Origin of the sequence: Paractinoplanes pyxinae, from assembly GCF_026626335.1 — a bacterium.
Classification (GTDB): Bacteria; Actinomycetota; Actinomycetes; order Mycobacteriales; family Micromonosporaceae; genus Actinoplanes; species Actinoplanes pyxinae.
Genome location: NZ_JAPNTZ010000003.1, coordinates 366,037 through 388,123 on the forward strand (window position 1 = coordinate 366,037; position 22,087 = coordinate 388,123).

Annotated in this window: 21 protein-coding genes; 8 read left to right on the top strand and 13 right to left on the bottom strand. The window is 72.1% G+C overall.

Going from position 1 to position 22,087, the window contains the following annotated elements:
* The first annotated feature begins 19 nt into the window (after window positions 1–19).
* From OWR29_RS09685 to OWR29_RS09700, 4 genes are read left to right on the top strand one after another with little or no spacing between them, the layout of a single operon-like run.
* Entirely contained in the window at window positions 20–1,171 is a 1,152-nt protein-coding gene (locus tag OWR29_RS09685; protein WP_267562243.1) for a Gfo/Idh/MocA family protein, read from the top strand.
* The gene (locus OWR29_RS09690) at window positions 1,168–2,262 is read left to right on the top strand and encodes a dihydrodipicolinate synthase family protein (RefSeq protein WP_267562245.1); all 1,095 of its coding nucleotides are present in this window, start codon (window positions 1,168–1,170) and stop codon (window positions 2,260–2,262) included. The genes OWR29_RS09685 and OWR29_RS09690 overlap by 4 nt, the downstream gene beginning before the upstream one ends.
* Window positions 2,259–3,062, top strand: coding sequence for a sugar phosphate isomerase/epimerase family protein (locus OWR29_RS09695; protein ID WP_267562246.1), 804 nt, complete (start codon window positions 2,259–2,261; stop codon window positions 3,060–3,062). The genes OWR29_RS09690 and OWR29_RS09695 overlap by 4 nt, the downstream gene beginning before the upstream one ends.
* Window positions 3,059–3,760: a DUF6807 family protein gene (locus OWR29_RS09700; RefSeq protein ID WP_267562247.1), complete on the top strand. Its 702-nt coding sequence runs from the start codon at window positions 3,059–3,061 to the stop codon at window positions 3,758–3,760. Before OWR29_RS09695 ends, OWR29_RS09700 begins: the two co-directional genes overlap by 4 nt.
* Here the strand turns inward: OWR29_RS09700 and OWR29_RS09705 are convergent.
* From OWR29_RS09705 to OWR29_RS09725, 5 genes are all read right to left on the bottom strand, one after another.
* A complete protein-coding gene (locus OWR29_RS09705) occupies window positions 3,757–3,999 on the bottom strand; it encodes a hypothetical protein (RefSeq protein ID WP_267562248.1) in 243 nt (80 codons plus the stop codon). The genes OWR29_RS09700 and OWR29_RS09705 overlap by 4 nt on opposite strands.
* A gap of 82 nt (window positions 4,000–4,081) precedes the next feature.
* Entirely contained in the window at window positions 4,082–4,255 is a 174-nt protein-coding gene (locus OWR29_RS09710) for a hypothetical protein (RefSeq protein WP_267562249.1), read from the bottom strand.
* 53 nt (window positions 4,256–4,308) lie between these two features.
* On the bottom strand, window positions 4,309–5,187 hold the full coding sequence (locus OWR29_RS09715) for an endonuclease/exonuclease/phosphatase family protein (RefSeq protein ID WP_267562251.1): 879 nt from the start codon (window positions 5,185–5,187) through the stop codon (window positions 4,309–4,311).
* Window positions 5,184–6,425, bottom strand: coding sequence for an MFS transporter (locus OWR29_RS09720; RefSeq protein WP_267562253.1), 1,242 nt, complete (start codon window positions 6,423–6,425; stop codon window positions 5,184–5,186). The genes OWR29_RS09715 and OWR29_RS09720 overlap by 4 nt, the downstream gene beginning before the upstream one ends.
* A complete protein-coding gene (locus OWR29_RS09725; RefSeq protein WP_267562254.1) occupies window positions 6,419–7,315 on the bottom strand; it encodes a LysR family transcriptional regulator in 897 nt (298 codons plus the stop codon). The genes OWR29_RS09720 and OWR29_RS09725 overlap by 7 nt, the downstream gene beginning before the upstream one ends.
* Window positions 7,316–7,381: 66 nt before the next feature.
* Here OWR29_RS09725 and OWR29_RS09730 point away from each other — a divergent pair, with 66 nt between their 5' ends.
* Together OWR29_RS09730 and OWR29_RS09735 are read left to right on the top strand one after the other, a co-directional pair.
* Window positions 7,382–8,146, top strand: a complete 765-nt coding sequence (locus OWR29_RS09730; RefSeq protein ID WP_267562255.1) for an inositol monophosphatase family protein — start codon at window positions 7,382–7,384, stop codon at window positions 8,144–8,146.
* A 107-nt stretch (window positions 8,147–8,253) separates the two neighbouring features.
* Window positions 8,254–11,046, top strand: coding sequence for a WD40 domain-containing protein (locus tag OWR29_RS09735; protein WP_267562604.1), 2,793 nt, complete (start codon window positions 8,254–8,256; stop codon window positions 11,044–11,046).
* Here OWR29_RS09735 and OWR29_RS09740 read toward each other — a convergent pair.
* The gene (locus OWR29_RS09740) at window positions 11,043–12,905 is read right to left on the bottom strand and encodes a S41 family peptidase (protein ID WP_267562256.1); all 1,863 of its coding nucleotides are present in this window, start codon (window positions 12,903–12,905) and stop codon (window positions 11,043–11,045) included. The genes OWR29_RS09735 and OWR29_RS09740 overlap by 4 nt on opposite strands.
* 122 nt (window positions 12,906–13,027) lie before the next feature.
* Between OWR29_RS09740 and OWR29_RS09745 the strand changes: the two genes are divergently transcribed.
* Window positions 13,028–13,495: a peptidoglycan-binding domain-containing protein gene (locus OWR29_RS09745; protein ID WP_267562257.1), complete on the top strand. Its 468-nt coding sequence runs from the start codon at window positions 13,028–13,030 to the stop codon at window positions 13,493–13,495.
* Between the two features lie 45 nt (window positions 13,496–13,540).
* On the opposite strand, the gene OWR29_RS09750 is transcribed toward OWR29_RS09745, so the two are convergent.
* Both OWR29_RS09750 and OWR29_RS09755 read right to left on the bottom strand, forming a co-directional pair.
* Window positions 13,541–13,900, bottom strand: coding sequence for an SgcJ/EcaC family oxidoreductase (locus OWR29_RS09750; protein WP_267562258.1), 360 nt, complete (start codon window positions 13,898–13,900; stop codon window positions 13,541–13,543).
* A complete protein-coding gene (locus tag OWR29_RS09755; protein ID WP_267562259.1) occupies window positions 13,887–14,600 on the bottom strand; it encodes an SDR family NAD(P)-dependent oxidoreductase in 714 nt (237 codons plus the stop codon). The genes OWR29_RS09750 and OWR29_RS09755 overlap by 14 nt, the downstream gene beginning before the upstream one ends.
* 90 nt (window positions 14,601–14,690) lie before the next feature.
* Here OWR29_RS09755 and OWR29_RS48020 point away from each other — a divergent pair, with 90 nt between their 5' ends.
* Window positions 14,691–15,671 carry a LysR family transcriptional regulator gene (locus tag OWR29_RS48020; RefSeq protein ID WP_324291231.1) on the top strand — a complete coding sequence of 327 codons (981 nt, stop codon included), beginning with the start codon at window positions 14,691–14,693 and terminating at the stop codon, window positions 15,669–15,671.
* Here OWR29_RS48020 and OWR29_RS09770 read toward each other — a convergent pair.
* The 5 genes from OWR29_RS09770 to OWR29_RS09790 are packed head-to-tail and all read right to left on the bottom strand — an operon-like array spanning window position 15,601 to window position 22,064.
* Complete coding sequence (locus tag OWR29_RS09770) at window positions 15,601–16,671, bottom strand: Gfo/Idh/MocA family protein (protein WP_267562260.1); 1,071 nt, start codon at window positions 16,669–16,671, stop codon at window positions 15,601–15,603. The genes OWR29_RS48020 and OWR29_RS09770 overlap by 71 nt on opposite strands.
* Window positions 16,671–18,119 (bottom strand): mannitol dehydrogenase family protein, encoded by a 1,449-nt coding sequence (locus OWR29_RS09775; protein WP_267562261.1) that lies wholly within the window; start codon window positions 18,117–18,119, stop codon window positions 16,671–16,673. Before OWR29_RS09775 ends, OWR29_RS09770 begins: the two co-directional genes overlap by 1 nt.
* Window positions 18,110–19,387 carry an enolase C-terminal domain-like protein gene (locus OWR29_RS09780; RefSeq protein ID WP_267562262.1) on the bottom strand — a complete coding sequence of 426 codons (1,278 nt, stop codon included), beginning with the start codon at window positions 19,385–19,387 and terminating at the stop codon, window positions 18,110–18,112. The genes OWR29_RS09775 and OWR29_RS09780 overlap by 10 nt, the downstream gene beginning before the upstream one ends.
* On the bottom strand, window positions 19,384–20,784 hold the full coding sequence (gene uxaC, locus OWR29_RS09785; RefSeq protein ID WP_438872572.1) for a glucuronate isomerase: 1,401 nt from the start codon (window positions 20,782–20,784) through the stop codon (window positions 19,384–19,386). Before uxaC ends, OWR29_RS09780 begins: the two co-directional genes overlap by 4 nt.
* A complete protein-coding gene (locus OWR29_RS09790) occupies window positions 20,781–22,064 on the bottom strand; it encodes a Gfo/Idh/MocA family protein (RefSeq protein ID WP_267562264.1) in 1,284 nt (427 codons plus the stop codon). Before OWR29_RS09790 ends, uxaC begins: the two co-directional genes overlap by 4 nt.
* Window positions 22,065–22,087 lie beyond the last annotated feature (23 nt).

The following is a 22,087-nucleotide window of genomic DNA, read 5'->3' on the forward strand; positions in this document are numbered from 1 at the left end:
GGCCGGAGGCAACGAAGACATGGACCGCACTCCCCTCGGCATCGTCCTCAACGGCGTCACCGGCCGCATGGGCCTGCGACAACACCTGATCCGCTCGATCCTGGCCATCCGGCAGGACGGCGGCCTGCCGCTGCGCGACGGCACCGTGCTGTGGCCCGAGCCGGTGCTGGTCGGCCGCAGCGAGGCCAAGCTGCGCACCCTGGCCGAGCAACACGGCCTCACCGACTGGACCACCGACCTCGACGCCGCCCTGGCCCGCCCCGACGTGCAGGTCTACTTCGACGCGCAGGTCACCTCGGCCCGGGTCAAGGCGTTGCGCGCCGCGATCGAGGCCGGCAAGCACATCTACACCGAGAAGCCGGTCGCCGAGAGTCTGGCCGAGGCGGTCGACCTGGCGCGCACCGCGGACGAGGCCGGCATCAAGCACGGCGTGGTGCAGGACAAGCTGTTCCTGCCCGGGCTGCAGAAGCTGCACCGGCTGGTGCGCGGCGGCTTCTTCGGGCGCGTCCTCTCCGTACGCGGGGAATTCGGTTATTGGGTTTTCGAGGGCGACTGGCAGGGGGCGCAGCGTCCCTCGTGGAACTACCGCGCGGCCGACGGCGGCGGCATCACGCTCGACATGTTCCCGCACTGGCACTACGTCCTCGAGCAGATCTTCGGCCCGGTCAACGCGGTCACGGCGCGCTCGGTGACGCACATCGACGAGCGCTGGGACGAGGCCGGCCAGCCGTACGCGGCGACCGCCGACGACGCGGTGTACGGCCTGTTCGAGCTGGACGGCGGGATCATCGCGCAGATCAACTCGTCGTGGGCCGTACGGGTCAATCGCGACGAGCTCGTCGAGTTCCAGGTCGACGGCACGCACGGCAGCGCGGTGGCCGGCCTGCACCACTGCCGCATCCAGCCCCGCGCGGGCACGCCGAAGCCGGTGTGGGATCCGGACGTGCCGACCGCGCAGCGCTTCCGCGATCAGTGGCAAGAGGTTCCCGACAACGAGGTCTTCGTGAACGGCTTCCGCGCACAGTGGGAGCAGTTCCTGCGCTACGTCGCCGAGGACGGCCCCTACACGGGCGACCTGTGGGCGGGCGCGCGCGGCGTGCAGGTGGCCGAGCTGGGCCTGCAGTCGTCGCGCGAGGGCCGCCGCCTCGAGATCCCGGAGCTGGGCCGATGAGGTTCAGCGGCCGGGGCAGCGAATTCACGGTCAAGAAGCCGTTCAAGAGCCGGATCGCGTACGCCGCCGCGCCCGTCACCGCCGACCAGCGCGCCGAGAACATCCCGGGCGCGCCGGCCGCCCTCGACTGGGAGACGACCCTGCGGTTCCGGCACCACCTGTGGTCGTACGGGTTCGGGGTGGCCGAGGCCATGGACACCGCCCAGCGCGGCGCCGGCCTCGACTACCCGGCCACCCGCGAGCTGATCCGGCGCAGCGCGGCCGAGGCCCGCTCGGTCGGCGGGGCCATCGTGGCCGGCGTCGGCACCGACCAGCTGCCGCCCGGCCCGGCCACGATCGACGAAATCACGAAGGCCTATCTGGAGCAACTGCACGACGTACGGGACGCCGGCGCGACACCCGTGCTGATGTGCAGCCGGCATCTGGCCGCGGCGGCCCGCGACGCCGACGACTACAAGCGGGTGTACGGCGAACTGCTGACCCAGTCGGACAAGCCGGTGCTGCTGCACTGGCTCGGCGAGGCGTTCGACCCCGCGCTGGCCGGCTACTGGGGGCGGCACGAGACCGTACTGGAAATCATCGACGAGCACCGGGACCGGATCGACGGCATCAAGCTGTCGCTGCTCGACGCGGACTACGAGATCGCGATGCGCCGGCGGCTGCCCGCGGGCGTGCGGATGTACACCGGCGACGACTTCAACTATCCGGCGCTCATCCGCGGCGACGAACAGGGCCACTCGGAGGCGTTGCTCGGTGTGCTCGCCGTGATCGCCCCGCCCGCCGCGACTGCTCTCCGGGCTCTGGACGTGGGCGACGTGACGACGTACGAGAAAATTCTCGGCCCGACACTGCCGCTGGCCCGCCACCTGTTCGCCGCGCCGACCTATCACTACAAGACCGGGATCGTCTTCCTGAACTGGCTGGCCGGCCATCAGGACCACCTGACGATGGTGAACGGCGCCCAGTCGGGCCGCTCGCCGCAGCACCTGCTGACGCTGATGCGGCTGGCCGACGAGGCTGGGCTGCTGCCGGACGCCGAGCTCGCGCAACATCGGGCCGACGCGTGGCTGACGACGGTGGGGCTGGCATGAGGGGCTTCTCGCTGAATCAGGCCACGACCAAACGGTGGCCGCTCGACGAGTTGGTGGCGGGCTGCGTCGAGGCCGGCGTCGAGGCGCTCGGGCTGTGGCGCGAAGAGGTTTCCGAGTACGGGACCGAGAAGGCGGCCGCCCTGGTCCGGGAGGCCGGGCTGACCGTCACGTCGCTGTGCCGGGGCGGCTTCTTCCAGCAGCCCGACTGGTACGACGAGAACCGGCGCGCGATCGACCAGGCCGCAACCCTGGGCACCGACACTTTGGTACTGGTCAGTGGCGGCCTGCCCGACGGAAGTCGCGACATCGACGGCGCGCGCAGGCACATCGGCGAGGCGATCGGTGCTTTGGTGCCGGACGCGCAGGCCGCGGGCGTCCGTCTGGCCATCGAGCCGCTGCACCCGATGTTCTGCTCGGACCGGTGCGTGGTGGCGACACTCGACCAGGCGCTCGATCTGGCCGCGCCTTATCCGGCGGCCGCGGTCGGGGTGGTCATCGACACGTACCACCTCTGGTGGGACGACAAGGTGTGGGACGGGATAGCGCGGGCCGGTCGTGAGGACCGGTTGGCGTCGTTCCAGCTGGCCGACTGGATCACGCCGCTTCCGGCGGGGGTGCTGCTGGGCCGCGGATTGCCGGGGACCGGGTCGGTCGACATGCGGCGGTTCGCCCACGCCGTACGGGAAACCGGGTTCGATGGTTTTGTCGAGGTCGAGGTGTTCAACGAAGAGGTGTGGGCCCGGCCCGGCGCCGACGTGCTGGCCGAGGCGATCGCCGGCTACGAGGCGGCCGTCGCGTGAGACTCGACCACGCCACCTATGTCACCGACCCGCAGCTGGACATCCGTCTAGCCCCGCGCCCCTACCTTCATCCCGTACGCACGTTGGGCGGCACTGTCGTCACGGACGAATTGTGCTTCGACCACCCATGGCACCTGGGCGCGTCGGTGACCCTGGCCGACGTGAACGGCTGGAACTTCTGGGGCGGCCGGACGTACGTGCGCGATCAGGGCTACACGTGGCTCGACGACCACGGCAGCATCCGCCCGTCCGCGGACGGCCTGAAGTGGTGCGACGGCAACGGGCACACCGTCATGACGGAGCAGCGTGAAATCACCGAGTCGCTCGCGCCTGGCGGGTGGGAGCTTTCGTTCCGGTACGCGTTGACGGCGCCCACCGATCAGCCGGTGACCATCGGCAGTCCCGCTACCAACGGCCGCACCGGGGGAGCCGGCTACGGCGGCTTCTTCTGGCGCTGCCCACCCGGCCGGGCCGTCGCGTCCGAGCCCAACGGCAGCACCGCCGAAACTCTGACCGTGACCGTCGACGACAGCTACGCGCTGACGTTCAGGGGCCTGGCCGACGACGACCGCTGGTTCGTGCGAACCGAGGAGTACATCGGGGTCTGCGCCGCCCTGGCCTACGAGAAGCCCCTGCACATCCCGGCCGGCGGCACCGTCAGCCGGGCGCTGACGGTGCTCGTCCAGGACGTCGGTTAGGCCGCCACGTCGAGCTGGTTGAGGCGGTACCAGAAGCGGTCCTCGCCCTCGGGGATGTAGAACCGCTCGAGGTCGGCCGCCGCGAAACGAACCTCGTACTCCAGCTCGCCCCGAGTCGCGTCATAGCGGATGTCGGAGACGTGCCCGTACGACCCGGGCAGCAACGCGGCCACGGCCGGGCTGACCCGGACCTCGACCCCGAGCCCCAACCGGTTACCCACCACATGCGGTGCGACCACAGCCCTCACCCTCCGACGACGCGCTCAGCTACAGCCGCCAACGTTCGGCCGCCGGCCGGGCTAGTTGAGGTTTCCGCCGTCGTCATCCGGCGAGGTGCCGCCTGACCCCGGCGGCGCAGTGGTAACAGCGGTAGACATCGCCCTCCTGCCGGTACCACTCGTGGTCGCCGCAGTCGCGCCTGCCCTTGGGCACGAGCCCGATCAGCGCGAAGGGCAGCAACGTCCGCAGCCGCGTTCGGAATCGGTACATCTTCACGCCAGCCTATCTTCCGGGTAAAGCTCATCGACTTGGTCCGTTGCCGGTGTGGGCTAGAACCTGAGGTGGGCGGCGACGGGCAGGTGGTCGCTGCCGGTGCGGGGGAGGGACCACAGGGACGTCACGGTCAGGCCGCGGGCGAGGATCTGGTCTATTCGGGCCACCGGGGCCTTCGCGGGCCAGCTGAAGGCGAACGCCGGGTGGGTGTCGAGCTGGTTGGTGATCGGGCGCAGGCCGCGGTCCTGGACGGTGGCGTTCAGGTCGCCCAGCAGCAGCACGTGGTCGAGGGGTTCGGCCTTCAGCGCGGCGCCCAGGCGGACGGCGCTTTCGTCGCGGGGTGTGGTGGCGAAACCCGTCAGGCCCATGCGTACGGACGGCAGGTGGGCCACATAGACGGCGACGTCGCCGTGGGGGGTTCGGGCTACGGCGCGCAGGCCGCGGTTCCAGTCGGGGCCGAAGGCGGACGGGCGGATGTCGAGCGGCGCGTCCTCGGTGAGCGGGTGGCGGGACCAGAGCGCGACCGTGCCGTGTGCGGCCCGGTACGGGTAGGCCGTTCCGAAGGCCTCGTCGTACACCGGAAGGGCCTCCGGAAGGACTTCGCTGAGCGCCACCAAGTCGGGGGAGACGCGCAGCAGTTCGCGGACCGTGCCGGCCGGGTCGCGGTTCTCGTCGCTCGCGTTGTGCTGTACGGCGATCAGGTCGTGGCCGTCGTCGCCGGGCAGCAGGGCCGGCCCGAACAGCGCGAACCAGGCGATCAGCGGCAGCAGCACGGCCGGCAGGGACACCGCCGGGCGGCGGCGCCAGGCGAGCAGGGCCAGCATCGGGATGGTCAGGCCGAGCCACGGCAGGAACGTCTCGACGATGCCGCCGGCCGGGATGAACCGGTGCCCCACCAGCACCACGGCCACCAGGACGGCCAGCAGAACGATCACCGCTGGATGGTCGCAGGCTGGATCAAGTAGCCGTTGCGAGGAGTGCGGGCGACCCAGGCCACGATCGGGCCGGCGGCGACCGCGGCCAGCACGAAGATGGCGGCGATCAGCCACCAGCCCCAGGCGCCGGTGTGGATGGCCAGGAAGGTCAGGGCGGCCGGGCCCAGCGTCTTCGGGACGCCGCCGACCGACTTGCTGGCGCCCATGTAGGCGCCGCGCTGGTCGGGTGGGGGCACCTCGGTCTGCAGGAACCACTGGGCGCCGGACAACCACAGTTCGGTGGTGGTGACCAGCACGATCGACAGGGCCAGCAGGCCGATCGTCACCCAGCCGTGGGTCGAGGAGGTCAGGCCGACCACCGGGCAGGCGACGACGCTGGCCAGGGCGGCCCAGCGCAGCAGGCGGGCCGAGCCCGCGATGCTGTCGGCGCCGCGGGTGGCCCGCACCTGCAGGGCCACGGCCATCACCGTGTTCAGGGCGAACAGCGCGCCCAGCAGCGGCTTCGGGGCGTCGGTCATGGTGATCGCCCACAGCGGGATCACCTCGCCGAACAGTGTCGCGTTGAGCCACAGCACGCCGAACAGGCCGGCCAGCGCGGTGTACGGGTGGTCGCGCAGCACACCCCACGGGCTGGGCCGCGGGCCGGCCGTCTCCTCGAGCGGCGCCACGGCCGGCATGCGGGCCACGAAGATCGCGTTGAGCACGAGCCCCACCGCGTTGGCCAGCACCAAGGTCAGCAGGCCGGCGCGCGAGTCGAGGGCCAGCGCCGCCGCGCCGAGGCCCGAGCCGACGGTGAAACCCACATTGAGGTACGCCCGGTTGAAGGCCATCGTGCGTACCCGGTCCTCACGCCCGACGGCTGCCGCGATGTAGACCATCCGACCCGAGTTGGCCAGCGTGTCGGCCGTCGCTTCGGCCGCGATGACCAGCAGGAAGGTCCAGAAGCCGCCGGTCAGCGGGTAGGCCGCGAAGGCCGCCGCCCCGGCCAGCGCCCCGATCACCCAGGCCCGTTGCCCGCCGATCCGGTCGGCCAGGTGGCCCAGCGGCAGCGAGCCGACCAGGCCGATCAGTCCGGCCAGCGAGAAGCCCAGCCCGACCTGCACCGGCGTCAGCCCGACGTAGAGCGTGAAGAAGACGACGCTGCCGGTCAGATAGGTGCCGCTGCCGATCCCCAGCACCGCCGACTGGGTGGCCAGCCGTCGTGGTAACCCGGGCGGCGGCAGGATATTTGTCAGCACGCCCCGATCGTAAGGATGGTGGTGAATGCTTCGCTGACCCGTTCGCGCAGCCACGCGTGGGCCGGGTCGCTGTCGTAGCGCTGATGCCAGGCACACACGATCGGCGGATCCGGCAGGGCGAACGGCAACGGGACGGTGGCCAGCCCGAACGCCTCGGCCAGGGGGCGCCAGGTGAGCTCGGGCGCGGTCAGCACGGCTTCGCTGGTGGCCACGATGTGCGCCGCGGCGGCGGTCGTGCCGACGGCGGCGAGCACCCGGCGCTGCCGGCCGTGTGCTTCGAGGACGGCGTCGACCGGATCGGTGAGGCGGCCGCGGCGCGAGATCAGCACATGCGGCCGTGAAGCGTAGGCTGCGAGATCCAGCGGCTGATGCTCGCGCAGCACGGCGACGAAACGGTCGTGCCCCACCGTCTCGTGCCGGATCTCGGGCAGCGCCGGCTCGCCGGCCCCGATCGCGAGGTCGACCCGCCCGTGCCGCAGCTCGTCGGTGTCGGCTGCCGCCTCGGCCAGGAATCGCAGCCGTACGCCCGGAGCCTGCGCGCCCATGTCGGCCAGCAGCGGCGGCGCGAGCGCGGTGGCCAGGGCGTCGTGGCACTGCAAGGTGAACACGCGGTCGAGCCCGGCCAGGTCGAGCTCGCGGCTCGGCGCCAGCACCACCCGTGTACGTCGAAGCAGCTCACCGACCTCGTCGCGAACGGCCAGCGCGTACGGCGTAGGGGTCATGGTCCGCCCGGTGCGCACGAGAATGTCGTCGCCCGTGAGCCGTCGCAGCCGCCCGAGGCTGCGGCTGACCGCCGGCGACGACAACCGCAGCCGCTGCGCCGCCCCGGCCACGCTGCCCTCCTCGAGCAGCGCGTCCAGCACGGTCAGCAGATTCAGATCCAGTTGCACGACGGTAAATCGTAGTCTAACGACGTTGCACTGGACTTAACGCTGAGCCGGGCCGACAGTCGAAGCATGCAGAAACTGATGACCGCAACCGTCGAAGCCGTCCGGGCCGCCGCCACCCGGGTCACGCGTCCCGAGACCCCACCGACCACCTCGACCGACCTGTTCGCGGCGCTCCGGGCCAACGACGAAGCCGTGTCCGATGTGCTCCGCCCGGCCCTGCTCGCCGCGTTGCCCGGCTCGCGGTGGTCCGACGACGAGCACGGCTCGGGTCCGATGCCCGGCGGCGACTGGTGGGTCGTCGACCCGGTCGGCGGCAACATGAACGCGGTGCAGAGCCTGGCCGACTGGAACGTCGGCGTCAGCCTGGTCCGCGACGGCCGCCCGGCGCTGGCCGTGCTCCACGCGCCCGTGGCCGGCGAGACGTTCACCGCGATCGCCGGCGAAGGCGCGTTCCTGAACGACGTACCGGCAAGGGTTTCGGCCAAGACCGACCTGTCGCTCGCCCTCACCGGCACGGGCCAGGCCCAGCCGACCCGCGACCCCGCGCACGCCCGCCGGGCCGGTGACGCCATCGCCGCCATGATGCGCAGCGCCTTGTACGTGCGAGCGTCAGTCCCGGTCGGCCAGCAACTCGCCCAGGTCGCCGCCGGCCGCATGGACGTGCACTGGCAGTTCGAGAACCTGCGCTCCCACATCGCGCCCGTGCTGCTAGTGCTGGAGGCCGGCGGCACGGTCACCGACCTCGACGGCCAGCCGTGGCAGATCACCAGCGACGGCTATGTGGCCGCCGCCCCCGGCGTCCACGCGGCCGCCCTCGTCGCGCTGCGGTGACCAGATGTCGGATCTTGGATCCAAGCCGGGACGGGGGCGGTCCACCGGCGTACCGATGACGCCATGAACCGCTCGCCCGAGGCGCCGAGGACGCATACGACGCCTTCATCTCCTACAGCCACGCGGCGGACGGCAAGCTGGCCCCGGCGCTGCAACTCGCCCTGCACCGCTTCGCCCGGCCCTGGTACCGGGTGCGGGCCCTGCGCGTGTTCCGCGACGACGCCAGCTTGCCGGCCACGGCCGCGCTCTGGGAGTCGATCGAGCGGGCGCTCTCCACTTCTCGGTACTTCGTGCTGCTGGCGTCGCCCCGGGCGGCGGCGTCGCACTGGGTCGAGCGAGAGATCCGCTGGTGGCTGGAGCATCGGTCGCCGGCCACCCTGCTGCTCGTGCTGACCGAGGGTGAACTCGTCTGGGACGCGGCCGCCGGCGACTTCGACCGCTCGCTCAGCACGGCCGTACCGCCCGCTCTGCACGGCGTCTTTCCCGAGGAGCCGCGCCACGTCGACCTCGGCTGGGCTCGTGTCGCCGAGGACGTGTCGTTGCACAATCCGCTGTTCCGCGAGCGGGTGGCCGACCTGGCCGCGGCCGTGCACGAGCGGGCCCGGGACGCCCTGATCGGCGAGGACGTCCGCCAGCACCGGCGCGCGTTGTGGCTGGCCCGCAGCGCCGTCGCCGTGCTGACCGCACTGCTCATGGTGGCTGGTCTGGCCGCGTACATCGCCGCCGATCAGCGGGACCAGGCCCGCACCGAGCGGGCCGCAGCCCAGGAACAGGCGCGGCTGGCCACTTCCCGGCAACTCGCCGCCGAGTCGACGGTCAATCTGCGGACGGCTCCCGAACGGGCGCTGCTGCTGGGCGTACAGGCGACGCACGTCTCGCCGACCGCCGAGGCCCGCAGCGCGCTGCTGGCGGCCGTGCAGAACCGGACCGCGGCCACCCGGACGCTGGTCGCCGACAACCCGACCGGTCAGAACGCGGTGACCGCGCTGGCCTGGCACCCCGACGGCTCGGTGCTGGTCAGCGGGCTGAACAACTCGGGCGTGCTGGTCTGGGATCCCCGCTCGGGCAAGCGGCTGGCCACCTTCGATCTGCAAGTGGGCGGCGACGCGACGGCCGTCGCGGTCAGCCCGGACAAGAAGAGTGTCGCCGTGGCCTTTCACAACGGCATGCTGTTCCGCCTCGACGTGGCGGGCGGAACTGCGATCTCCCGGCGCACCTTCGGCACCGTTGTGAGCGCGTTCAGTCCTGACGGCACGCGGGCGGCCCGTATTGCCGGCCGCGAGATCGAAATCTGGGACGTCTGGCGAGACCGGCCCGCCGGCCGCGCCCTCCCCGCCGGTCGTGGCGACATCACCGGCGTCGCCTTCAGCGCGGACAACCGAACCCTGGCCTTGGCCCGGCCGGGCGAGGTCGAGTTGTGGGATGTCGTCCGCCGGGTCCGGCTGCGGACGCTCAGCGCGCCGTGGGGCGTGGAGCCGCGCTCGGTGACGTTCGACCGGGCCGGCGACCGTCTCGCGACGTTGCTGGCGGATGGCGGCATCCAGGCGTGGGACGTGCGGCGGGGCGAGCCGATCAGTATTCCGCTGCCCAGCGCCCGACCGGCCGATCAGGTGGCTTTCCGCCCCGACGGCCGGGAAGTGGCTGCCATCGACCCGCTGACGGTCACGGTCTGGGATCCGGTGGCTCGCACCAGCTCGGACGTCATGTCCAGCAACAACGGGTCGATACAGACGCTGGCCTACGCGCCGGACGGCCGCAGCCTCGCCATCGGCACCTTCAGCGCGGCCACGGTGATCGTGGACCTGCGCGAGCCGCCCCGCCTCGGACAGACGGTGGCTCGCGGCGACGGTTTCGGCGATGCCGCTTTCAGCCCGGACGGCACACTGCTGGCCACGCCCGCGAACAAGGGTCAGGTGCTGCTGTGGGACGCCCGGCGCCGGGAGGCGGCCGGGCTGCTGGTCTCGGGCGGTGAGGGCGGGCTCGACGACGTGGCCTTCAGCCCGGACGGCCGGATGCTGGCGGCGACCGGCGTCGAGGGACGGGCGGTGCTGTGGGATCTCGGCACCCGCCGGCTGAAGGGCGAACCGCTGAGCGCCGGGGGCGACTCCGGCGTTTCGGCGGTCGCCTTCACGGCGGACAGCCGGACTTTGATCACCGGATACGGCGACGGCCGGGTGCAGGCCTGGGACGCCACCACCGGGAAGCCACTGGGCGATCCGGTGGCCACCCCGGCGCCGCCCGCGTCCTTCTGCGAGTTGTGCGCGGTGTCGGCGGTCGCCGTCTCGCCGGACGGCCGGACCCTTGCCACCGCCGGCGTCGACGCTCGCATCACCCTGTGGGAGCAGAACCCGCTTCGCGTTCAGAAACAGTTGACCGGCCACACTGGACCTATCACCGGGCTGGCCTTCGACGCCGCTTCCAAGTTGGTCGCCTCGGGCAGTGAGGACCACACTGTCGCGCTCTGGGAGGTCGCCTCCGCGACCCGGGTCGGCGCGCCGCTGACCCTGCCGGGCTCGCAGGTGGCGGCTATCGCTTTGAGCCCGGACGGCAGCACGGTGGCGGCGCAGGGCTACAACAGCGCCGTCGTGCTGTGGGACGTGCGCCGACGGACCCCGCTCGGCATCCCGCTGCAGCAGAGCGGAACGGGAGCGCTCACGTTCACTTCGGACGGCGCCACGCTGGTCTCGGCGGCCTGCTGCTTCGGAATTTCCGACGCGCTGGTCTTCTGGGATCTGTCGCCGGCGTCCTGGACGGCCCTCGCCTGCGAGCGGGCCGGGCGCAACCTCAGCCAGGAGGAGTGGGACGCGTTCGTCGGCGAGGCGTGGCCCTACCGGCGGACCTGTGCCGCGCTACCGGCCGGGGCCGGCGCTCCCGCGAGCGCGCCGGCCGGCTGGCTTTAATCAGCCAGCGTCTCCAGTGGCTGCAGGGTTTCGCCGCGGCGGGTGAAGGTGCGCAGGGCTACCAGGTCGCCCTTGTCGTAGCCGCGCACTCGGACCAGGCGGGCGCCGCCGCAGTTGGCCACCTCGATCGGGCCCGGGCCGTTCAGGTCGGCGCTGTAGCGGGGGCGGCCGTCCACCTCGAAGTCGGCCCGGTCGGCGCCCAGCACCGTGAGGACGGCGGTGATCGAGCCGCCGGCCTCGGACAGCGTCACGTCGAAGCGGCGCGGCGGCGACTTCTCGAGCAGCTCGGCCGCGGCCGCCATCAGGTCGGCGTCGTCCTCCAGGATGTCGCGCCGGGTCGAGTGGTGCACCTCGTCGGGCACCACGCCGTAGTCCTCGAGCGGGGTGCCCGCGTTGGCCCCCACCCGCAGCATGCGCCGGATCACCAGCGACAGGCCGGCGCCCAGCGGCAGCGCCCGGAACGGGCTGTCGTTCTGGCCGGCCAGCGCGCCGATGAGGTCGCCCAGCTGCCACACGTTGCCGCCGCCGGCCCCGGTGTTGCCGTCGGCGCCGAGCACCCGGCCGATCCCGTTGTCCTGGAAACCGGCCGCGAAGATGTCGGTGGCCGAGTAGCAGCGGGCGTCGGTCAGCAGCACGATCGGCCCGGAGTACGACTGCGGCACCGCCTCGAGCCATTCGCGCTCGGTGAACGGGATGCCGGCCGTGTAGGGCGCGCCGCATTCCAGCGACTGATCCATCGACTTCAGCCACGGCCGCAGGCTGTCGTTGGTGCGGCACAGGCGCAGGTTGAGCGCGGTCACCGCGAACTGGGCCGGCTCGGGCTCGACCGGGCGCGCGGTCAGCGCCTGCAGGCACAGCTCGGCCGCGACGACCGCGCCGCCGCCGTTGCCGCGCACGTCGAGCACCAGACCGTCCGGGGGCAGCGCGGTCAGCAGGCGGGCGAACTCCCGCACGAAGCCGACGATCCCGCTCGCGGTCGGCATGAACGTGCGGATGCGCAGGTGCCCGATCGTGCGCCCGCCGACGGCGACCCGGCGGGCCTCGAACACGGTGGTCAGCTCGGGTTCGACCGGCACGACCTCGGGGCTGTCGGCGGCGGGCCGGCCGGCCAGCGCGGCCGGCGCGAACAGTTCGGCGCGCAGCCGGGCCAGCTGGGCGCCCTCGACGTCGACGCCGAGCGGGGTGTCGGCGGTCGACCCGGTGGCGGTCTCGATCGGCGTGGCGCTCCAGGTCATCCGGGTCTCGCGGGGCTGGTCGCCGGCGTCCCGATAGCCCAGCGTGATCCATTCCTCGTCGGGCGGGGCGGCGAAGGCCAGCGACCGTACGGTGAACATCTGCACGGCTCGGGCATGCCGCGCGTCCGCGTTGGCCCCCGGCAGCCCCTCGCCGAAGCGTTCGATCGCCCGCGCGATCGGCACGCCGTTCCAGTGCGTCACCTCGACCCCGAACCGGAACGACGGGTCGTCCAGCTCGGGTTGACCGGCCTGCCGCCGGCTGACCAGGTAGCGCCGGCGCCCGTCCTCGGTGAACTCTTTGAGCAGGAACGGCAGGAACACCGCGACACCGTTGAACGGCACCGGCAGCGTGTAGCGGGTGTGCAGGTCGCGCAGCGAGTTGAAGACGTCGAGCAGCTCGCGGTGCATCCGCCATTCGAGCTCCGGATCGCCGTCGCGCCCGAGGCGCTGCTGCAGCAATCGCAGGCGCTGCAACGGATTGATGCCGTAGCGGGCCACCTTGAACGGCAGCAGCGCGTAGTTCTGCTCGAGCACCAGCAGCGCCTGCTCGACGATCAGCCGCCGCTGGGCGGGAGTGAGCCGGCCCAGTTCCGTCGTGGGCAGGAAGTCCGTCAGCGACGTCATCCCCGCAGCGTAGGGCGGCCGAGACCCGGCCGAGCTGTCTGATCAAGGACGCTGGCCCCCGGCCGCGGTCGTCAACGCATAGATTGCGGCCGATAGATCCACCAACGGGGGAAGGAATCGTCATGCGCACAACGTTCACCCGGCTCGCGGTCCTGATCGCGGTCCTGCTGGCCGGCCTGGCCGTCGGCGCCGGTCCGGCGTCGGCCGATCCGGCTCCGCTCGCGGCCGTCTCGTGCACCCGGGCCGCCCAGTTCGTCTCGGGCGGATACCAGGCCAACTACGTGCCGGTCACCTCGAGCGGCAGCACCAACTGCGTGCTGGCCAAGGGCAACAACAGCACGGCGGTGTGGGGCCTGCAGATGAACCTGAACATCTGCTACCAGCGCAGCCTCACCACCGACGGCGACTTCGGGCAGCTGACCAAGAACGCGCTCATCTACGCCCAGGGCAAGATGGTCACCGGCGCCGACGGGGTCTACGGCCCGGACACGCGTAAGAAGATGAAGATGTACTACACGCTCAGCGGCACGACGCCGTTGTGTGTCGTGTTCGGCTCGCGCACTTGGACGTTCGACCACTTCCAAAGCTGAGGAAAGCACCGGCCGGGCGGCCCCGAGGTCGCCCGGCCGGGTCTCTCACGGGCGCGGCGAGACGTGGTAGTGCGCGAACCGCCAGCCCTCGCCGGTGTTGCGGGCCACCACGGTCAGGTTGAGGCCGATCGGCTCCCGGTCGGTGAAGCTGAAGTCGGCGCCGACCCAGCCGAGCACTGCGTCCGGCCCGAGGTCGCGGGTTTCCATCACCTCGTACGCCACGGTCATGCCCACAGGCTGGGCGGCGTAGTACGCCTCCACCCCGTCCCGGCCGACGCTGTACGGGCGCAGGCCCTGGAAGACGGCGTCCTCGGTGAACAGCGCGGCCACATCGGACGGACGGTGGTCGCCGATCGCCTGGCGCCACTCGTCCAGCAGCGAGCGCAGGATGTCAGTGGCCGGCACTCTGACCACCGTCCACGTGCAGGATCTCGCCGGTGACGAAGGGCGCGTTCTCCAGGAACAGGATGGCGTCGGTGATGTCGCTGACGGCGCCCATCCGGCCCACCGGGTGCAGCGCCTTCAGGAAGTCGTGCGTCTCGGCCGGGTGCATCGGGGTGCTGATGACACCGGGCGACACCGCGTTGAACCGGACGCCCCTGGTCGCGTACTCGATCGCCAGGGCCTTCGTCGCCGAGTTGAGGCCGCCCTTGGTGAGCGAGGCCAGCGCGGAGGCGAGGCTGCTGTTGGCGTGGTCGGTCAGCGACGTGGTGATGGTGACGACGTGGCCGCCTTCACCGGCGAGCATGGCCTCGACCGCGGGCTGGGTGATGGCGAAGAAGCCGCCCAGGTTGATGTCGATCATCGAGCGGAAGTCCGAGCCGTCGTACGCGGTGAACGGCTTGGCGACGAAGATGCCGGCGTTGTTGACCAGCGTGTCGATCCGGCCGAACTCGCGCAGCCCGGCCTCGATCACGCGCGGCCCGACGGACGGGTCGGTGATGTCGCCGGGCACGGCGAGCACACCAGGATCGTCCGACGGCGTGATGCCGCGCGAGGTGGCGACGACCGACCAGCCGAGCTTGCGGTAGGCGGCGACGGTGGCGGCCCCGATGCCCTGCGAGGCTCCGGTGACCACGGCGACTTTGGCGTTGGTGTCTGTCATGACCTGAGAGTCCGTCGCCGCCCCGGAACCGGCACGACCGACTTTCTCCCGGCTGAGAGGCTGCGCCTATCAGGGCCTTAAGCTGGGCCGATGGAGCTCCGTCAGCTTCGCTACTTCGTCGCCGTGGCCGAGGAGCTCAGCTTCGCCCGGGCCGCCGGGCGGCTGCGCATCGCCGGTCCGTCGCTGTCCCAGCAGATCAAGGCGCTGGAACGCGATCTGGGCAGCCGCCTGTTCGACCGTGATCGGCGGTCGGTCGCGTTGACCCCGGCCGGCACGCTGCTGCTGCCCCGGGCCAAGGCGCTGCTCGACCAGGCCGACGAATTGCGCCGTACGGTGGGCAGCCTCTCCGCCTCCGAGCCGGTGCGCCTGGGCTACGTGAACTGGCGCCCGGCCGACCTCGAGCAGCGCGCGGCCGGCCTGGCCCAGCTGGTGATCGACGCCTGGGTGCTGCCCTCGCACACCCAGGCGGCCCGCGTCGCCGACGGCAGCCTCGATCTGGCCATCTGCTGGGTGCCGCGCAGCACCCTGATCGACGACCACCTGGAGGCCCGCCTGCTCGGCTCGGACCGCCTCTACGCGATCAGCACCGGCACCGCCACCACGCCGATCCGGGCCCGCGACGCCACGCTGCTGATCGACGCCGACGAGACCAGCTGGTCGTCCTGGAACCGCTGGGCCAAGTCGATGGCGGCCGAGACCGGAGCCCATGCGGTCGACGTCCCCGAGGGTGGCTCGACCGGTCAGGCGTTCTTCGACCACGTGCGCCGGTTGGGCCGCCCGCTGGTCAACAACCCCAAGGGGCAGACCGCTGCCGTGCCGCCCGACCTGGTGGCCCGCCCGATCCAGCGTCCCGCCGTGTACTGGACGTGGTCGCTGGTCTCGCGGCGCGACGAGCCCCGGGCGGCCGTGCGGGCGCTGGTCGAGGCGCTGACCCGCTCGGTCGACCGGCTCTGCCTGGAGGATCCGAACGCCTGGCTGCCGGCCGACGACCCGCACCGCGCTATGCCGTCGGCAGACGCCGGCGGTACGGCTTGGTCGCCCACGGCACGCCCATCTCCGACGGCAGAGTGAGCGTCGACGCCGCCCGGCGCAGCAGCGCGTTGATCCCGGGGATGGTCCGGTGCGGCCCGTCGATCCTCGCTTCCAGGAACTGTGGCTCGGGGGCTTCGGTCAGAGTTTGCAGTACGGCGGTGAAGTCGGCGGTCGACTCGAGCGGCACCAGCAACGGCGTCCCCTCGGCCCGGTGCCGCAGCAGGTCGCTGAGCAGATCGGTGCGCCCGGGCACCTCGGTGAGCGGGGAATCAGGCAGCGCCAGCCGGTCGGTCGGATACTCCAACAGCATCCGCCCTTCCCGCCCGCGTGCCTCGATCTCGCCCGCGATGAAGTCCTCACCGGCCAGCGTCACCGCGATCAGCAGCGGCAGTCCGCTCTCGAACGTGACGCGGGCGAACGCCGTGTCCTCCACCTCGATCTCCCGCACCCGGTACCGCTCGACCTCCAGCCGCCGCGGCCGTCCCGCACCGGCCGCCGTGCCCGACGCGAGCGCCTGCATCACCGCGTGGGCCAGCGGATTGATCAGGGCGCCGTCGACCATCCGCCGACCGGCCCACGGCGACCGGGCGTAGTAGGCGTCGTCCCGCTTCCACGAGGCCACCGCGCTCAGGCTGGTCGCCCCGGGCAGAAGCGAGCGAAATCGGGCCCAGGCCACGGATCCGAGCGCCTGGAACCCGACCTGACACGACCGGCCGGACGACTTCAACGCGTCCAGCAACGTCTCGTGCTCGGCCAGCGAGGTGACCGGCGGCTTCTCCAGCAGCAGGTCGCACCCCGCGTCCAGCGCGTCCAGGGCGATCGGCAGATGCGTGTGTGGCGGGGTGCAGATCACCACCACCTCGGGCCGGGTGGCCGTCAGCAGCTCGCGGTGGTCGGTGAAGGCGGGCGCATCCGGCGGCGGGTCGATCGGCTGCACGTCGGCCAGACCCACCAACTCGACATCGGGCAACGAGGCGATGAGCCGCCGGTGCCACCGCCCGTGCCCGTTGGCCCCGATCAACGCGACCCGGGTCGGCATCACAGGCCGGCCAGGGTGGTGGCGACGCCGTGCTTTTCCAGGGCGGTCAGCCACTCCACGAGGGCGGCCCGTAGGTCGGCGTCCTCGGCCAGGGCGGGGCTGAAGACGGTGTCCAGGCCGAGCAGCGCGTCGACCACGCCGTCCGGGGTGTCGGGGGCGGCGGCGAGCCGGGCGCGGATACGGTCGGCCAGCGGGTCGTCCAGCGGCAGCGGGCGGCCCTCGTCGGAGACGCCCTGGACGAACCGCATCCAGGCCACCACCACCAGCGCCGCCCAGCGGGGGACGGCGCCGGCCTCGCGGCGCTGCTGGATGGTGTGCAGCACGCGGGGCGGCAGCTTCTGCGAGCCGTCGCCGGCCACCTGCGTGGTCCGGTACACGATGGCCGGGTTGGCGAACCGGGCCAGCACCTCTTCGCCGTACGAAATCGTGTCGATCCCGGCCGGGGCGACCAGGCTCGGCGCGATGTCCTCGGCGATGAGCCGCCGCAGGACCCCGGCCATCCCCGGCAGTTCGAGGGCGGCCGCGATGGTCTCCTGGCCGGCCACCGCGCCCAGGTAGGCGATCGCCGAGTGCACCCCGTTCAGCGTCCGCAGCTTCAACGTCTCCCAGGGCCGGGGATCGCCGGTCAGCACCGCCCCGGCCTTCTCCCAGGCGGGCCGGCCGGCCGGGAAGGCGTCCTCGATCACCCAGGCCAGGTAGGGCTCGCCGTTGACGGCCGCCCGATCCCGTACGCCCAAGGTCTTCGCGGCCAGGGCCAGGGTGTCGGCCGTGGTGGCGGGCACGATCCGGTCGACCATCGTGCCGGGGGTGGTCACGTTCTCGCGCACCCAGTCGCTGATCCCCTTGGCCACGGCCAGCGTGTCGATCAGGCCGCGCATCCGGTGCCCGTTGGCCGGCAGGTTGTCACAGCTGACCAAAGCGATCGGCCCCGCGTCGGCCCGTCGTCGCGCGCACATGCCACGGATGAGCAGACCCGGCACCGTACGCGGGGCGCGATCGGTCTCGAGGTCGGCCCGCAACTCGTCGTCGAGCAGCAGCCGCCCGGTCGTCCCGTCGAGCCGGTAGCCCTTCTCGGTCACGGTCAGCGTGACGACCTTGACCGCCGGGTCGGCCAGCAGCGCCACCACCGCGTCCGGGTCGGCCGCGGCCAGCATCTGCCCGGCCGACGCGCCGATGACCCGGGTGCTGCTGCCGTCGGGGCCGAGCGTGGTGACGCTGAACAGCCCGTCCTGGGCCCGCATGGCATCGACGATCTCGGGCGATCGGGGCGCGACGTGGACGATGCCCCAGTCGCCGCCGTCCGCGGCCATCGCGTCCTCGGTGAAGACGGCCTGGTGGGCGCGGTGGAAGGCGCTGACGCCGAGGTGGACGATCCCGGGCGCGGGCGCGTCGATCCGCGGCCGGCTCGCGGCGGGCACACTGCTGAGATTCGCGCGGCTCAGTTCCATGCCGGGCCGCCCGGGAACGAGAACTCGGCGATCGACTCGGGCCGCAGGTCGGAGCTGTAGCCCGGGAGCTCCGGCACGAGGTAGCGGCCGTCCCGCGTACGGACCGGGTCGGTGAAGTGCTCGTGCAGGTGGTCGACGTACTCGACCATGCGGCCGTCCAGCGACGTGCCGACCCGCAGGTAGTCGAAGATCGCCAGGTGCTGCACCAGCTCGCACAGGCCGACGCCGCCCGCGTGCGGGCACACCGGCACGCCGAACTTGGCCGCCAGCAGCAGTTCGGCCAGCACCTCGGGGATGCCCGCGACCCGGCACGCGTCGACCTGCATGACGCCGATCGCCTCGGCCTGCAGCAGCTGCTTGAAGATGACCCGGTTGGCCGCGACCTCGCCGGTGGCGACCCGGATCGGGGCCACCGCCCGCTGGATGCGGGCATGGCCGAGCACGTCGTCGGGATGGGTCGGCTCCTCGATCCAGTACGGGTCGAACTCGGCCAGCCGGGTCATGTTGGCGATGGCCTCGTCGACGCCCCAGATCTGGTTGGCGTCCATCATCAGCAGCGAGTCCGGTCCGATCTCGGCCCGGATGATGGCGGCCCGGCGCAGGTCGTCCTCGATCGGGCCGCCGACCTTCATCTTCATGGCCCGCCAGCCCTCGGCGTAGGCCTGCCGGCTGAGGGCGCGCACCTTGTCGTCCGGGTACCCGAGCCAGCCGACGCTTGTGGTGTACGACGGAAAGCCGTCCGCCCGCAGCTGGGCCAGCCGGTCGTCGAGGCCGTCGCGCCCCTTGTCCAGGATGGCGGCCGCCTCGGCCGGGGTGAGCGCGTCGTCGATGTGCCGGAAGTCCACACACGACACCAGCTCGTCGGTCGGCAGCTCGGCCAGCAGTTGCCACATCGGCTTGCCGGCCACCTTGGCGCGGGCGTCCCAGATCGCGTTGACCACGGCGCCGGTCGCCATGTGCAGGGCGCCCTTCTCGGGCCCGATCCAGCGCAGCTGCGGATGGGCGGTGAGCGCGCGGGGCGGCTCGGCGGTCAGCTCCTCGATGCTGCGTCCGACGACCAACGGGGCCAATGCCCGTACGCAATCGCAAGTGATTTCATTGCCCTGGCCGTTGGTGAAGGTGAAGCCGGTGCCCGTGACGCCGGCATCGGTGGACAGTGTGACGTAGGTGGCGCTGTAGTCGCCGCGATTGATGGAGTCGGAGCCGTCGCCGGCCGCCGCCGTGGGGAACCGGACGTCGTGCACCTCGAACCCGGTGATGGTGGTCATGAGCCGGCCTCCTGGTCGAGCTTGAAGATCCGCTTGGGCAGGTGATAGGCGAGGTCGGCCATCGTCTCGACCGCCTCGTCGTACGGTAGGCGGTCCTGCGCGACCAGCGAGGCCAGATAGGCCGCGTCGACCCGGCGGGCCACGTCATGGCGGACCGGGATCGAGCAGAAGGCCCGGGTGTCGTCGACGAACCCGGCCGTGTTGTAGAAGCCGGCCGCGTCGGTGACCGCCTCGCGGAAGCGGCGCATGGCGTCCGGCGTGTCCAGGAACCACCACGGCGCGCCCAGGAACAGCGCGGGATAGCCGCCGGCCAGCGGGGCCAGCTCGCGGCTGAACGCGGTCTCGTCCAGCGTGTAGAGCACCACCCGCAGGCGCGGATCCATGCCGTGCGCCTCCAGCAACGGCCGCAGCGCGTGCACGTAGTCGGTGGCCTGCGGGATGTCGCCACCGACGTCGCGGCCGTGCGCGGCGAACAGCGCCCGGTTGTGGTCGCGCGAGGCGCCCGGGTGCAGCTGCATCACCAGGCCGTCGTCGATCGACATGCGGGCGAACTCGAGGATCATGTGGCCGCGGAACGTCTCGGCGTCGGCGGCCGACGTCTGCCCGCGCAGCGCCCGGTCGTAGAGCCTGGCCGCTTCGGCGGGGGAGAGGTCGATCGTGCGGGCCGTGGGGTGGCCGTGGTCGGACGACGTCGTGCCGATGGCGATGAAGTCCTGGCGGCGGCTGCGCAACGCGGCCAGATATCCCGCGTACGTGCCGGTGTCCTCCCCGGCCAGCTCGCCCATCCGCGCGACGTTGGCCGCCCAGTCCTCGCGCTCCAGGTCGACCACGTCGTCCGGGCGGAACGTGCTGATCACCCGGCCCTGCCAGCCGTCGGCGATCAGCTTCGCGTGCCGGGACAGGTCGTCGGTGGGGGACTCGGTGGTCGCCAGCACCTCGAGGCGGAAGCGCTCGAACAGCGCCCGCGGGCGGAACTCGGGCTCGGTCAGGCGGGCCGCGATGGCGTCGTACACCTCGTCGGCGGTGTCCCGGCTCAACGGGGTCTCGACCTCGAACACCGTACGGAAGGTCTGCTCGAGCCACAGCCGGGACGGCGTGCCGCGGAACAGGTGCCAGTTCGCTGCCAGCAACCGCCAGATCGTGCGCGGATCCGCCTCGACCGGGCCGCCGTCGCGCCGCGGCACGCCGAGCCGGTCGGGCGGGATGCCCTGGCTCAGCAGCATCCGCGTCACGTAGTGGTCGGGCACGATGAGCAGCCGGGCCGGGTCGGGGAACGGTTGGTCGTCGGCCAGCAGCGCCGGGTCGACGTGGCCGTGCGGGCTGATCAGCGGCAGGTCTTTCGCGACCGCGTAGAGCTCGCGGGCCAGGCCGGTGGTGAGAATCGGGTCGGGCACTATCTCGTCTCCTTCACGTGCGCCGCTGGGCCCGCGCTGCCGTCCAGGCCGGGAAGCTCCTTCACGTGCACCGGCCGGCCGGTGGTCAGGCTCTCGTTCGCGGCCAGGCCGGTGAGCAGGGCACGGGCGCCGTCGTGGGCGGTGGCCGAGCGGTGCATGGGGTCGGTCTCGCCGCCGAGCAGCACGGCGGTCATCCGCTTGTCGGCGCCGCCGTGGCCCTCGCGGTCGACGGGTTGCAGTTCCACGGCGTACGGGGGTGACCAGAACGGCCGGATGGTCAGGGTGACCGACCCGGATTCCGGGCTGGCGCCCTGTTTCACCTGGCCGGCCGCGCCCGGGCTGACGTGGTCGCTCTCGACCACCTCGAGCTCGAGCCGCCCCCGGCTCCCGTTGACCATCAGCCGGTAGCCCTCCCAGGGCGCGTAGGCCGTGAGGTGGTAGCTCATCGTGGCGCCGGTGTCGTAGCGGACCAGCACGGCCAGGTCGTCCTCGATGGTGACGCCGGGCGCGAACACGTCCTGGTCGCGGTGGTAGCCGTCCTCGGCCGCCGGTGCTCCGTAGAGCGCATGCAGCCGCGGGTCGGCGGTCAGGTCGAGGGCGAACCGGTCGTCGGCCAGGCCGCTCCCACGCCCCTGATCGCCGTAGAAGAACAGCCGCCCGGACGCGTACACCTCGGCCGGGGCCGCGCCCAGCCACCAGTTCACCAGGTCGAAGTGGTGGCCCGACTTGTGCACGAGCAGCCCGCCCGAGCTGGCTTTGTCGCGGTGCCAGCGGCGGAAGTAGTCGGCGCCGTGCCGCACGTCGAGCAGCCACTCGAAGTGCACCGAGCCGATCTCGCCGATCTCGCCGCCGGCCAGCAGCGTGCGCACGACCTCGTGCACGGGGTTGAAGCGGTAGTTGAAGGCGACCTGCACGCGGCGGCCGGTGCGCTCGACGGCGTCCAGGATGCGCTCGCAGCTGGGCGCGTCGACGGTCATCGGCTTCTCGGTAATGACGTCGCAGCCGGCGTCGAGGGCGGTGACGATGTGGCCGGCGTGGGTGCTGTCCACGCTGGTCACGATCAGCTCGTCGACCCGCTGCTCGGCCAGCATCCGGGCCAGGTCGTCCGCCTTGTACGTGGGCACCGGCGTCTCGAGCCAGCCGTTGTGCACGTCCATGCGGGCCTGGTTGACGTCGGCCAGGGCGACCAGCTCGGCGGTGTCCGCGTGGTCGACGGTGACGGCGCGGAGGAACATCCCGGCGCGGTGGCCGGCGCCGATGACGGCGATTCTGCGTCTGTCCATGATCACTCCCGGTCGAGGGCTTT